Genomic DNA, 12101 nt, shown 5'->3' with positions numbered 1-12101 from the left:
TATAAATTACATTCTTAAAGGAGTTTTTCTATGAGTATAAACTCAAATGGTCCGTTAGCGGGCATCAGAATATTAGATCTCTCAACTATGATTGCAGCTCCTTTTGGGGCAACTTTGCTAGGGGATTTTGGTGCAGAAGTAATAAAAGTGGAAATGCCCGGCAAGGGAGATTCTCTTCGCCAAATGGGCCCATTCCATGGGGATGAACCACTTCGCTGGCCTGGTCTTGCAAGAAATAAAAAATCCATTACTTTAGATTTGCATACAGAAGAGGGTCAGCAAATCTTAAAAGAATTGGCAATGAAATCAGATGTTATTATTGAAAACTTCAGGCCAAAAACCCTTGAAAAATGGAATTTAGGATATGAGCAGCTTAAAAAAGTAAATCCTGAATTAGTCATGATTCGAGTAACAGGATTTGGACAGACTGGTCCAAACTCAAGTAAAGCAGGGTTTGGCACACCAGCAACCGCTTATAGCGGATTTACGTATCTTCATGGGTATCCTGATCGCCCTCCAATCAGTCCCTCATTTTCATTATTAGACTATATTACAGGCATTTACGTAGCTTTTGCTACAACTACAGCGTTGTATTACCGTGACAGTCAAGAAAGCGGTACGGGGCAATATGCAGATATAGGACTTTATGAAGCGATGTTTAGAATGATGGAATTCCTTGTCGCTGATTATGATCAAAATGGAGTTATAAAAGAAAGATCACCTGGATTAAGCGGACATTCAAGTCCTGCCGGAACCTTTCAAACTAAGGATGGCCACTGGCTCGTGCTCGTAACAAGTTCGGACCGTACATTTAATCGTCTCGCTAAAGCAATGGGACGGGAGGATATGCTCGAAGATGAGAGATATTATACAAATTCAGAGCGCCTTAAACGATTTGAAGAAACGAATGGAATTGTTGCCGATTGGGTAAAGACCATGACCCGAAAAGAACTGCAGGTACTGCTCGATGAGCATGGAGTTCCAGTAAGCCCAATCCAATCTATTGAGGATATTTTTAATGATGAGCATATAAAGGAACGCGAAAATATTATCGAAGTTGCCCATCCTCGTTTAGGGAAAATCAAAATGCCAGGTATTGTTCCTAAGTTTTCTGAGACTCCTGGATCAGTCTATCGGATTGCACCTGATTTAGGGGAACATACAGAGGAAATTCTCAAGGGCATTTTAGAATTGGATGAAAACAGAGTTCGAGAACTTAAAGAAAAGAAGGTTATTTAATAAAAGAGAAAAAGGAGAAATGGTTATACAATGTCATATCCAAATGAAGTGACCATTACAGAAGTATGTCCTAGAGATGGGTTTCAAAGTTTGTCAGAAGTCATTCCGACAGAAGAAAAAGTTGAATATATAAATAGATTAATTGATTGCGGCTTTAGGCAAATCGAGGTAACTTCATTTGTTCACCCGAAGGCAATTCCGCAATTAAGCGATGCGAGTGCCGTTTTAACTAAAATTAAACGAGTCCAAGGAGTTAAATTAAGAGCTCTCGTACCAAACGTAAAAGGGATGGAAAGAGCCATAGCGGCCAATGTTGACAAAGTGAAGTTAATGCTGTCTGCTACAGACTCTCATAGTTTAAGCAATGCCAATACCACAACCTTTGAAGCAATGAAGGCGTTTGAAAGTCTCGTCAAATCTGCTGAAGATTCACTTGTTCAAATTGGCGGATCCATCTCTGTTGCATTCGGATGTCCTTATGAAGGAAATGTCCCAATTGAGAGGCATCTTGAAATTTGCAGGCGATACGAAGAACTGGGTATTAAGGATATCTCATTAGCGGATACAACCGGGATGGCAAATCCGGTGAAAATAAAAACCGTTGTTTCAACACTAAAGTCTCAGTTCCCAGATTTTCATTTTTCGCTGCACCTGCATAATACTAGAGGTATGGCATTTGCTAATGCAGTTGCCGGACTGGAAACAGGGATCAAGGATTTTGATAGTTCTGCTGCAGGTCTTGGTGGGTGTCCCTATGCACCAAATGCAAGCGGAAATATTGCTACTGAAGATCTGGTTCACGGATTTGAGGAAATGGGAATCAGAACAGGCATTCAGCTTGATAATGTGATGAAAATTGGAAGTGAGTTAAAAGAAAGATTTCCGGATGAATCAAACAGCTTCATCTTAAAAGCAGGGAAATGTTCCGACCTTAGTAGATCACCGAATGAACAAGTAAAAATTGGAGAATAAACAAGAAAGCATATTAATAGAATATCCTCGAATTTGTTATTTCTTTATCGGTTACCCGGTATTTAAAATCGGGTAACCAGATGGATTAACATTTTGATAGTTCCTCAATCTTATTTTTTCCCCTTATTTTATGGTGCCCCTATACTTACACCAACTCTCTTTAACCAATCGTTTACTTAAGATATAAACTAATTTAATTATAAGCGTCACAAAAAGAACCCCTGCATCGTTTTATTTATGAACACAGCCAAGGGAGGGTGATTCAACCAAGATAGTGCTAAAAAACAGTAAACATTTCAACGTTAGATCAAGAATCATTGCTAATTCATAAAAGAAAAGGGGTAACCAAAATGACACAACGAATTAATTACATGCAACATTCACCAGAATTCCTCAATAAGATGATGGCACTGACTAATGCTGAGAAGGAAAGTTCCATTGAGGAGAAAATTCTACACCTCGTTCACATTAGAGCTTCACAAATGAATGGATGTGCCTTTTGCGTGGATATGCATATCAAGCAGGCAAAGATTCATGGCGAGGGTGAGCTTCGTCTTTATCATATACCGATTTGGCGCGAATCCACTTTATTTAGCCCTCGCGAACGAGCAGCGCTGGAATGGACTGAGATTTTGACTAAGCTGCCTGAACACGGTGTTCCTGATGAAGTTTATGACAGTGTTCGTGAACATCTTTCTGAAAAAGAATTATCTGATCTTACCTTTTCCATAATGGCAATCAATGCCTGGAACCGTATCAGCATAGCTTTCAAAAATGTGCCGGGTTCTGCTGACGCTGCTTTTGGATTAACTAAAGCAGGACTGTGAGTGGCAGAACAACGAAAAGCTCATTCACCTTAAACATACAAAAAAGACCGGTAAGATGGAAGAAATCATCTTATCGGTCTCAAGAATTAAACCTCTGTAGGCTTCAATTTGTCCGGGTTTCGGACAATGTATATATTCCGAATCCTATTTCCCTCAGTATGAATGATGCCCACCGTCTGAATCCCATCATCAGAACGCTGAATAAAAGCAGGCTGTTCATTGATTATGCTGATTTCAATTGGCATTGCTCTTTCATCTCTTGATGCTTTGTGTACAGTTCCCATGAGAAAGCGGGCAACATGATCACTTGTTTTAATAGGAAATATAGCAGCTTTTGCTTTTCCTCCGCCATCAGAGACCAATATTACATTAGGATCAAGCATGGATACCATTCGCTTCATGTTCCCTTGTTTGAGTGCTGCCAGAAAGTCCGTAACCAGTTCATTAGGGGCTGTTTCCGTATGATCAAGCTCTTCAGAGGAAATCCCCATTTTTGCACGGGCACGACTGAATAGTTTACGGCAATTCGCCTCGCTTTTTTCGATGAGCTCTGCAATTTCCCTATAATCAAAGCCCAGTGCTTCACACAGGACAAAAACAACACGCTCCGCTGGCGTAAGCCGTTCAAGCAGTACGATCATGGCATAAGACAATAAATCACCACGTTCAACCGATTCGATGGAATCATCACCAGTATTCGAATGAAACAGCGGTTCCGGCAGCCATTCCCCATAATATTGCTCCCGCTTTTTGCGGGCCGATTTTTGTATATCATAACACCGATTTGTGACCATTTTACAAAGATAGGCTTTAGGATCCGTCAGCTTCTCCTTTGGCACATCATATATTTTCAAAAAAACATCATGTACAACATCCTCTGCATCAGAGGCAGAACCTGTCAATTGATAGGCCAGTTTAAACAGCAATCCTTTATATTGCATGTACATTTCCTGCATCATTTCACTTCCAATCTTATTCGGCCAAATGCTGATACAAAGCAAAGGCTCCAAAAATAAAACGAGTAAAGGAGAGTTTTTGTGACAAAGAGGAGAGGTGTTCAAGAATTATTACACAAACTTCTTTTTACTTAACATGAGTGTTGGCTTAGGAAGAGTTTATTTTTTAACTAACTATAAACAGCTTTGGAGTTAAAGTACCGCATTTTAACAAATTATATAGCAGAAAATCAAAGGAAACTTTTTGAAAAACAGATGTATTTCATTTTAAACTTGGGATTTTATATATATTATATCTGGGGCACGTTGCTTGATAGAACTTTTTTGCTTTCGGTGAAAAATTAAGGGAACCGTTTTTGACATGCGTCTGTATGATGGAAATTTCTTGACTAAGAGCTTGCTGTCTTAAGATGCATTTCCAAAAAAATCACCTATAAGTTCCAGCATTAGAGAATAACTAATAAGCCCAGCAGGTATAAGAATGTGTACGAATTTTTTAGAATTTATAAATCACTGAGACGAGTTGAGTGCAGGCTCTTTTCATACACATCTTACATCATGATAAAGGTGTGTGCCTGTCCCCTAATTATATAGGCATTACTATACTTGGGGACAGGCAACTTTTTAAATTGTTTATTTACAAAAATTTCTTACATAGCCAGTGACAACGGCCAATAGTAAAAAACATATGTAAGTAAAATAAAAACGATGCCGCTTATTCGAGCAGCTCTTTCTCGTATACATTTCACTCGAAGAAGTGCCTGTCTGTCCATTCCATTGAAAGGGCTGGCACCAAGTTTCAGCATTCCTCAATGTTAAACTATTCCATAAACCCAAATAAATAACTTTATAAAAAATATGCTTTTAAATCCAGAACAATAAGTCTATTATAGTAATTAAAATTAAAAAAGGAGATTCATATGATTTCATCTATTCAAGATCAACTTCAAGTATTTAGAGAAAGTCAAAAAAACAGGGGGCGGCTGCTTATCAATTGTCCTGATCAACCGGGTATTGTGGCTGCTGTTTCCCAGTTTCTGTTCCAGTATGATGCTAATATTATCGAATCGAGTCAATATTCGACAAATCCAGAGGGTGGCACCTTTTTTATCCGAATCGAGTTTGAATGTCCTGGTTTACAGTCGAAGGAAGAAGAGTTGAAGAGTCAATTTAAGGAAATCGCAGAAACATTTTCAATGGAATGGAAATTAGCATTTGTTTATGAATTGAAGAAGACAGCTATTTTCGTATCAAAAGAACTTCATTGTTTACGTGAGCTGTTATGGGAATGGCAAAGTGGTGATTTGCTTACCGACATCGCTCTTATTGTGAGTAATCACGAGGAAGCAAGACAAATTGCAGAATCCTTGCATATTCCATTCTTTTACATACCAGCAAGCAAAGAAAATAGAGAGGAAGTGGAAGAAAGACAGCTGCAGCTTTTAAAAGAATTTGATATTGACTTAATCATCTTAGCCAGATATATGCAGATTTTGACGCCGGTTTTTGTAGAGGCTCATCCATTCAAGATCATTAATATTCATCACTCTTTCCTTCCTGCATTTGTTGGTGCGAGGCCATATGATCGAGCCCATCAGCGCGGAGTAAAAATAATTGGGGCAACGTCTCATTATGTTACAAACGATCTTGACGAAGGACCAATCATTGAACAAGATATCAAGCGTGTCGACCACCGGGATCATATAGATGATCTAAAAAAGAGCGGACGTTCTATTGAACGAAGTGTTCTTGCCAGAGCGGTTAAATGGCATTTAGAAGACCGGATTATTGTTCATGAAAATAAAACAATTGTTTTTTAAGAAAAAGGATCTGTAATGAGCGCCTGTCTCTCAGTTTAGTAATGCATTTTCTTGTGATCTGCCCATGTCAAGCAGACAGTGGAAATAATAAAAAAGCCTTAGGCAGCCTTAGCTCTATATCCCATAGGGCTAAGGACTTTTAAGTGTTTTTTGTTTTCTGCTGAAGATTTTTACCGAAATGTAGTGGGAAAAAGGTGTACAACGATTTGAATAGGAATAGCTTAGAGGCAAAATGAGATTGAGGCAGCCATGGAATCAAAAGTGCATGAACAAATCCCCCATTTTCCTTTAGATGCGCTTTGGTGGGGGGAGTTATCAAATTTGAGCAGAAATAACATTTACCAAATTGGACAGATAAACTATATATGTTAATATATGGTAATGTTGATATTTATCAAAGTATAAAGGGCCTGACGCCGGTTGCGTTAAGTTAATACGTTATTTCAAGAAGGGACAGCTCCTCTTTTTTGAGGAATTTTTAGTAGTCTAAATAAGATATAAGTGATTACTTCTTGGGCTGCTCAAGTGCTTGGTAAGCTGCCTGATACTTTCCACCATCCGTAACTTCTGAATGGTACAAGGCCTTTAGGGCATTGTTTTTTTCAAGACCATGCTCAACCTTCAGTTCTTTAAAGCGTGTATGCAATTCTTTATTTTCCTTAATTAGTTGTTGCATTTGCGATTTTATATACTTCAAAATATTTATCTCCTTTCTGAATCTCTGAGTTTAGCCTAACTTTTAATAGAAATAACCTGTCTAAAAAGATCCCTAAATTGCTCCCGGTCTTCTGCTGTAAAAGGCTTTGGTCCCTTTGTTCGCTGTCCGCCTTTTCTAGCCATTGCACTTAAATAACGTGTTTGTAATAATTGGTCAATATTTTCATTTGTATATCTAAATCCTTTATGGTGAAGTACGATCACTCCTTTTGCTAAACCTAGTGAAGCAAGGCCATAATCTTGCGTGACGATAATATCTCCTTTTTCCACTAACTTCACAATTCGATAATCTGCAGCTTCTGCTCCAGAATCAACATAAATAGTTTCCACTCCGGATGGCTGTTTTGCATTAGAAAAATGAGAAAAGCTTGTAACAAGGATAACCGGAATTTCAAAAGTCCTTGCTTCAGAAATAATAACTTCTTTCACCGGACAAGCATCTGCATCCACATAAATTTTCATCTTTTCCCTCCTGTTAAGAAGTTCTACTTAATAAAACTTTACCTTTTCAAAGGGATTTGTGACTTTGTTTGAAATGATCAAGAGTTCTTTCTTTTGCTATAATTTCTTTCCTCATATTATACTTTATAGATTGTGTTGGCAAATGGTGGTTCAATTGCGCATTAAAGGAGAATCCTGGTACTGGTTTTGGCAGCATTAATTTTGCAGGGGTGTAATGATATGTCTAAGGAAGAAAAAGAAGAGATAGTTGAAAAGTCCACTGAATCTGCAGTTCAGTATTATCGCAAGTACTTGAATGAAACAGCAGTTCAGGCAGCCATTCCTCAAAATATTGCTCCCGTTTTATGCGAGCCGATTTTTGTATATCATAACACCGATTCGTGACCATTTTACAAAGATAGGCTTTAGGATCACTCAGCTTCTCCTTTGGGACATCATATAACTTTAAAAAACATCATGTACAACATCCTCTGCATCAGAGGTATAACCTGTTAATTGATAGGCCAGTTTAAACAGGAATCCTTTCTATTAAATCCAAGCAGTTAAGTTAGCATGGGATTTTTACAAAAAGCATTCACATTTTATTATTGACATTATAAAGAAAACATTACAGTAACATGACGCTGATCATTACCTGGAATTGCTTAAAAAAGGAAAGAAAAAAAAGCCGTTTAGAAGTGATATTGTTAATGGCTGCATGGGGAGTATTTTAGGAGTTCTGTAGGAAATACATTACAATATTGCTTTCAGCGTCAGCCCACAGGGCCGACGCTATTTTTTAGAATCAAAAGGATGTGGGAAATTTATAAAAAAATGAAAAAAGGAAGAGTGTTACTATCTTCTTCGGTAACTCTCTAAATTTATCTGAGTTTAATAGGATAAAAATCCCTTATGTATTCCAAAATAGAGAAGTTAGGACGACATTTCTCTTCTTATTGGTAATGTACAGCAACGGAAAGAACCACCAGATTTAATGATTTCATCAAATTCAACTTCAATGACTTCATACCTGTGGAGTTTTAGTTGGTTATTTACTTTTTTGTTATTTGGCAAACTCACAATTCTGCGGTTACCTAAAGATAAGATATTGGTGCCGAGAGAAAATTGCTCTTCTTGATCAACTTCAATTAGATCATATTTTTCAGATAGGAGATTTATTTCTTGCCTTGAGAAGGCAGGTGAATAGATTAAAGCTAGATTTTCCGACAAGATATTAAATACACAATCCAGATGTAAATATTGATGTGAGAAGGGTAGGGGGGTTACTGTGTGTTCATTTAATAAATGTTTAAGTTCAAGATATGAACTCCAATCTGTTCGCTGACTGATTCCTACATATACAATTTCATTATCAATAATCACATCCCCGCCTTCAATAGAATGATTAAATATATTGTAATAAGGGATGTCGTTGCTCGATAAAAAATTTTGTAGTACTGATGTCTCTTCTCTTCTTACTTCACTTGCCATCTTGCCAACTAATAGCATATTTCCTATAGTAAAGCCAATATCCCTGGTGAAGACCTGTTCGTTCAATAGTCTTTTAGTTGGTAATTCAAGCGTTACTATACCATTAGACCTTAGTATCTTTGTGAAATGATCGAATTGTATACGAGCCTTTTGCACATCTACTCCTGTAGAAATGTAATGCTTTTGAGTCTCATTTATTAAACTATTTATGTTTATATTTTTAGGTTCACAAACAATAACTTCCTTTAAAGTATCGTATTCATTATTACAACAAGATCTTAGAAGTTCAGCATCTGCATTCATCATTATCCCTCACTTTGTATATGATTTTGTGATTTTTTGGCTTTATGGGTATTATGTATTGTATTTAGTTAGGATAAATCCACTATGCAATTTAATGGATTATCGTCAATAAATCTAATTTTTGTATACGGCTGTTCACTGCAAATTGCAGCTGCGTAATTCGAATGTTCTATAATTTTAAAATGATATCCCGAAGCATCTTCCATATGAACTCTCATTTCCACGGCACCTAATCTCCACATATCCATATCAAAACCAAAGTGTGAAAAAGAATCTGTAATACCTGTCCCTATAGCCTTCACATAAGCTTCCTTCAGTGTCCAGATTTTATAAAAAAACAAAAGGCGTTCTTGATCTTGCAGGCTGTTAAAATACTTCCTCTCTTCTTGTGTGAAACAGTAATCAATAATAGACAGGTCTAATGGCCTGATAGATTCGATGTCTACACCAATCTTACCATTTGAGGAAAAGCCGCATATGATCTTGTCTTCAGAGTGAGAAAGGTTAAAATCTCCTGAAAATGTATGGGTGGATGGACACAAATAAGGTCGGCCATTACTAGATCTTTTAATATTTACAAGGTTACAATTTAGTGCCCTTTTTAGTTTCTTTCGAATAAAAACCTGAGCAGCCAAGGATCTTTGCCGGTCTGCCTGGTGATGATATTTATTTATTCTATTTTGTTCAGATAATGGCAATTGCTCTAATTGTTTTTGCATATCATCCGGTGTTAATAAGGGACCTATTTTAAAAATATAAACCTCTGCATTCTCATTTGTTAAATCCATATAGACCTCACAAAAATTTTGAATTTTTTAACAAATACATATACAGCCTATATTTTGTAAGAAATGATGTCAAGAAATTGCAACATTAAAATTTACTTTGAATAATCTTTACCTTTTCTTTAACTATTTCTACAATTTTATAACTATATAAGCACAAATAACCATTTTTAATGGTATTGATAAATTTTTCTAAATTTTGTTGATATTAAAGAGAAATTTGCGTTAACATTATTTTGCATATATTACAAAAAATGAATGGAGGGGAATGGGGGATGAACAAAACCGATGAACTGCGACGTATTGTTTCGAATACTGAGGTAGAATTCTCAGGAGCTGTCTTAGTTCGGGATGACCAAGACACTCTTCTAAAGGAAGGATATGGACAAGCTAATCGCAGCGAGGGTATTCCTAACAATGTGAACACAAGGTTTGGTATGGCATCGGGATGTAAAATATTTACGTCTATAGCGATTTGTCAGCTTGCAGAAAAAGGTGTGCTGGATTTTCAAACACGTTTAAAGGATTGTTTAGATATACAATTCCCTAACTTTAGTGAGGACATTACAATTCATCATTTGTTAACTCACACATCTGGGGCACCGGATTATTTTGATGAAGAAGTCACAGATGATTATGAAGGCATATGGAACGAGAAGCCTATGTATTCTGTTCAATCACCTGTTGATTTCGTACCACTATTTCAAAATGAAAAAATGAAGTTCATCCCTGGAACAAAGTTCTCATATAGTAACTCGGGTTATATTATTTTGGGACTCATAGTTGAACAGACTACAGGAATGGCTTTTACTGAATATGTAGAGAACCATATTTTCAAACCTTGTGGAATGACAGACTCTGGTTTTTTCAGAATGGATCAACTGCCAGATAGAGTCGCGCTGGGGTACATAGATGATAAAGATGGCTGGAAAACGAATATATACTCTGTTCCGGTAAAAGGTGGACCCGATGGTGGAGCTTTTTCTACAGTTAACGACTTAGAAAAATTCTGGAATGGGCTTTTGAATGACAAAATCTTAAGTGAGAAATATAGAAAAATCTTATTAACACCTTATGTGAACAGTAATGACAATATCTTTTATGGTTATGGAGTATGGATTTCTATGGAGCAAAATGATGTATTGAAATATTTTGTATTAGGCTTCGATCCTGGAGTCAGAATGCATTCATCAGTTAATATGAAATCTAAAATTCAAACACATATATTGTCTAATATTGATCAAAGTGTCTATCCAATAGTAAAAGAAATTGATGACCTTTTTCAGCAAATTGCTAAATAAATGAGATAGCTTTATTTTAAGTAATATAAATTCAGAAGAAGGGATTAGTCATTGACGAATCCCCCTTTTTTATGATTCTTATCAAGAATCTCGGAGTTTAAGATTGTCAAGCTTGAATCCTAGTGAAATATAAATGCATTAGAAATGTAAAAATATATAAAAAGGAGTCAGAAAATTGAATAAAGAGGCTGGAGTTTTAGATGGAATTCCTCATCAAGGCTTGGAGAAGCACCGTTTTACTAAGGATATCACTTTAAGGATTTTTGAACTTCAACAAAAAAATAACTGGTATAACTTTTTTGCGATTGGTCTTGACTGGTTAATTATTTCTTCAGTCATTACCCTCCACCAATACATCACTAATATTTGGGTGTATTTGCTGGCAATTCTTATCATAGGCAGCAGAATGCGAGGGCTCGATATAATGATGCACGAAGCGAGTCATCGAATGCTTTTTAAAAATCAAAAACTAAATAAATGGGTGGCTAGTATTTTTGCTGCTTACCCTATATTCATTTCTTATAAGGCTTATTGCAGCAGTCATATGAATCATCACAGGTTTTTATGGAGTGAAATAGATCCTGACAAACAAAGATACAAAATTGTAGGCTTAGATAATCCTTCAAAGAATAAAATTTCTTTTTTTATAAGTCACTGTGTTAAGCCGGTTTTTTTGGTTCACGTTCCTAATTATTTAATAGGCATGATAAAGGTTACAGCTTATTCAAAAGGTGAACCGCTTATAGATCAAATTGTTAGAATTTCGTTTTGGTGTGTAATTCTAGCGAGTTCTATTTACTTTGGTTTTTGGCAAGAGTTAATTTTATACTGGTTTGTCCCTTTTATAACTACTTTTCAAATTTTGAAATATTGGGCTGAAATGGCTGAGCATGCAGGGCTTGAATCTGATAAAGAAATCTTTGCATCCAGAAACTCCTTTGGAAATTGGCTCGAACGTTTGTTACTACATCCTCATAGAAATTCATACCACTTAGTTCATCATTTGTTTCCCGCTGTTCCACACTACAATATTAAGAAGGCTCACATGATATTACTGGAAGATCCCGATTACCGTAACGCTCATCACTGTACAGGATTCTTTTTATCATTTGCCCCTGGTTTCTCCTCTGTTATAGATGATATTCAAGGGCACATACCTTTTTGGAATAAATTAAAAGATAAACAATAGAATGCTAGATTACATTTAATCTAACGAACATGGTGTAATTAAACACTAAAATGAAGGGGT

The 12101-nt window shown here is 36.4% G+C and carries 11 protein-coding genes and 1 pseudogene; 6 read left to right on the top strand and 6 right to left on the bottom strand.

Translation table 11 applies throughout. The annotated features are described in order from the left end of the window. Nucleotides 1-30: 30 nt before the first annotated feature. The 3 genes from AC6CHU_RS16600 to AC6CHU_RS16590 all read left to right on the top strand — a co-directional run bounded on the left by AC6CHU_RS16600 (nucleotide 31) and on the right by AC6CHU_RS16590 (nucleotide 3038). Nucleotides 31-1239, top strand: coding sequence for a CaiB/BaiF CoA transferase family protein (locus tag AC6CHU_RS16600; RefSeq protein ID WP_498122384.1), 1209 nt, complete (start codon nucleotides 31-33; stop codon nucleotides 1237-1239). A gap of 30 nt (nucleotides 1240-1269) precedes the next feature. Next, complete coding sequence (locus tag AC6CHU_RS16595) at nucleotides 1270-2211, top strand: hydroxymethylglutaryl-CoA lyase (RefSeq protein WP_159864563.1); 942 nt, start codon at nucleotides 1270-1272, stop codon at nucleotides 2209-2211. Between the two features lie 350 nt (nucleotides 2212-2561). Then, nucleotides 2562-3038 (top strand): carboxymuconolactone decarboxylase family protein, encoded by a 477-nt coding sequence (locus AC6CHU_RS16590; protein ID WP_251284402.1) that lies wholly within the window; start codon nucleotides 2562-2564, stop codon nucleotides 3036-3038. Between the two features lie 86 nt (nucleotides 3039-3124). Here the strand turns inward: AC6CHU_RS16590 and sigJ are convergent, their stop codons facing one another. Continuing rightward, on the bottom strand, nucleotides 3125-3994 hold the full coding sequence (gene sigJ / locus AC6CHU_RS16585; RefSeq protein WP_251284178.1) for an RNA polymerase sigma factor SigJ: 870 nt from the start codon (nucleotides 3992-3994) through the stop codon (nucleotides 3125-3127). A gap of 920 nt (nucleotides 3995-4914) precedes the next feature. Here sigJ and purU point away from each other — a divergent pair. After that, nucleotides 4915-5814 carry a formyltetrahydrofolate deformylase gene (gene purU / locus AC6CHU_RS16580; RefSeq protein WP_251284122.1) on the top strand — a complete coding sequence of 300 codons (900 nt, stop codon included), beginning with the start codon at nucleotides 4915-4917 and terminating at the stop codon, nucleotides 5812-5814. Between the two features lie 505 nt (nucleotides 5815-6319). On the opposite strand, the gene AC6CHU_RS16575 is transcribed toward purU, so the two are convergent. From AC6CHU_RS16575 to AC6CHU_RS16555, 5 genes and pseudogenes are all read right to left on the bottom strand, one after another. Then, entirely contained in the window at nucleotides 6320-6511 is a 192-nt protein-coding gene (locus AC6CHU_RS16575; RefSeq protein ID WP_159864554.1) for a hypothetical protein, read from the bottom strand. A gap of 35 nt (nucleotides 6512-6546) precedes the next feature. Further along, a complete protein-coding gene (locus tag AC6CHU_RS16570; RefSeq protein WP_159864551.1) occupies nucleotides 6547-6993 on the bottom strand; it encodes a YaiI/YqxD family protein in 447 nt (148 codons plus the stop codon). A 274-nt stretch (nucleotides 6994-7267) separates the two neighbouring features. Next, nucleotides 7268-7509: pseudogene (locus AC6CHU_RS16565) on the bottom strand (sigma factor); the annotation flags it as partial. A gap of 396 nt (nucleotides 7510-7905) precedes the next feature. Next, nucleotides 7906-8766 carry a dimethylarginine dimethylaminohydrolase family protein gene (locus AC6CHU_RS16560; protein ID WP_498122380.1) on the bottom strand — a complete coding sequence of 287 codons (861 nt, stop codon included), beginning with the start codon at nucleotides 8764-8766 and terminating at the stop codon, nucleotides 7906-7908. A 68-nt stretch (nucleotides 8767-8834) separates the two neighbouring features. Continuing rightward, a complete protein-coding gene (locus AC6CHU_RS16555; protein WP_498122378.1) occupies nucleotides 8835-9554 on the bottom strand; it encodes a 4'-phosphopantetheinyl transferase family protein in 720 nt (239 codons plus the stop codon). A 272-nt stretch (nucleotides 9555-9826) separates the two neighbouring features. On the opposite strand from AC6CHU_RS16555, the gene AC6CHU_RS16550 reads away from it, so the two are divergent. Next, on the top strand, nucleotides 9827-10852 hold the full coding sequence (locus AC6CHU_RS16550; RefSeq protein ID WP_498122376.1) for a serine hydrolase domain-containing protein: 1026 nt from the start codon (nucleotides 9827-9829) through the stop codon (nucleotides 10850-10852). A 175-nt stretch (nucleotides 10853-11027) separates the two neighbouring features. Next, nucleotides 11028-12041 carry a fatty acid desaturase family protein gene (locus tag AC6CHU_RS16545; RefSeq protein WP_236566207.1) on the top strand — a complete coding sequence of 338 codons (1014 nt, stop codon included), beginning with the start codon at nucleotides 11028-11030 and terminating at the stop codon, nucleotides 12039-12041. Nucleotides 12042-12101 lie beyond the last annotated feature (60 nt).

The organism is Cytobacillus sp. GQ23, assembly GCF_059758675.1.
The sequence above is the reverse complement of the archived record's forward strand: the minus strand, read 5'-3'. Positions and strand labels throughout refer to the sequence as shown.